Origin of the sequence: Vibrio sp. ZOR0018, from assembly GCF_963865925.1 — a bacterium.
GTDB classification, from domain to species: Bacteria; Pseudomonadota; Gammaproteobacteria; order Enterobacterales; family Vibrionaceae; genus Vibrio; species Vibrio anguillarum.
In genome coordinates this window covers 1-967 of sequence record NZ_CAWMCN010000170.1, presented here as the reverse complement: position 1 = coordinate 967, position 967 = coordinate 1, and the positions used below count along the sequence as shown (strand labels likewise).

Sequence of the window (967 nt, the reverse complement as noted above, 5' to 3'; positions counted from 1 at the left end):
GGGCGTTATACGAATTATCAGGGAGTGTCGATTGGAAGTAGTTGTTCAAAGAATTTTTAAGAGAGTTCTACTGATATTTGCTGGATCTGGATTATTAACCAATGCAATGTATGTCTACGGTCTTGGTTACTACCAAGGCTATGTGGAAGCTTTTGGTTTTGAATATGCATTTTTCGCTATAGACTGGGCTAATGCAATAGTATGGACATATTATGCAAGTAGGGAACTAGGCGTAAACTTAATAATTGTAATGGGTACATATCCCCATGCAGTATTAGTGATTTTCCCTACGGTGTATTTATTTGCAAGGGTTTGGTCGTCTTTAACCGCAGAAACTACAACCTCAAATGTACAAGCTACAAATGTAAATGGTGTTAAAAACTATAGGTCTAAAGTACGTTATGTGCGCTTTAAAGCCACTCATCCGTTTCTATTTGCTTATATCCTCAAACCACTAGCATGGCTCTTTGCGAAGGAGCAGGCATTTTTTGCTTTCTTGGCGTCATATTTTTTCTTATTCATTTTATGTCTACTACCTCTGTTCGTTTCTATATGGGTATTTTTGCCAAGCATTGGCAATCAACATGGGCAACTAGTAGTGTCAGAGTACCTAGACGGGAAAAATGGTAAAATTTGTGAAAGGGCTGAGAACGGCTGGAATCCCTGCGTTTCAATTAAGACTAAGCACCTCAAGGAGTATAACCCGACTATTGAAGAAGAAGTCACAGGTTTAATTATCTTAAAAAACGGGTCTTATGTTGGTCTTTATACAGAAAGTGGATCAATTACAATGACATTACCGCAAGGCTTTTACTATAAAAATGAACAGCTATAAAAATTCGTATAACAAAGCGTTTAAGACAGATTCGCAACGCTCGGCATTTTCGGTTTGATTCGGCTTTAGTGTTTACGGCACAATGGTTTAGGTTCAGTGGTTGCGTTGCTCACTACTTAACGCGGCGTTATG

1 protein-coding gene is annotated in these 967 nt (G+C 38.5%); it reads left to right on the top strand.

The window, feature by feature from the left end; all coding sequences use genetic code 11:
- The coding region (locus AACR75_RS18520; RefSeq protein ID WP_445285766.1) for a hypothetical protein at positions 1-835 on the top strand (835 nt) is incomplete at its 5' end.
- Between the last annotated feature and the right edge of the window lie 132 nt (positions 836-967).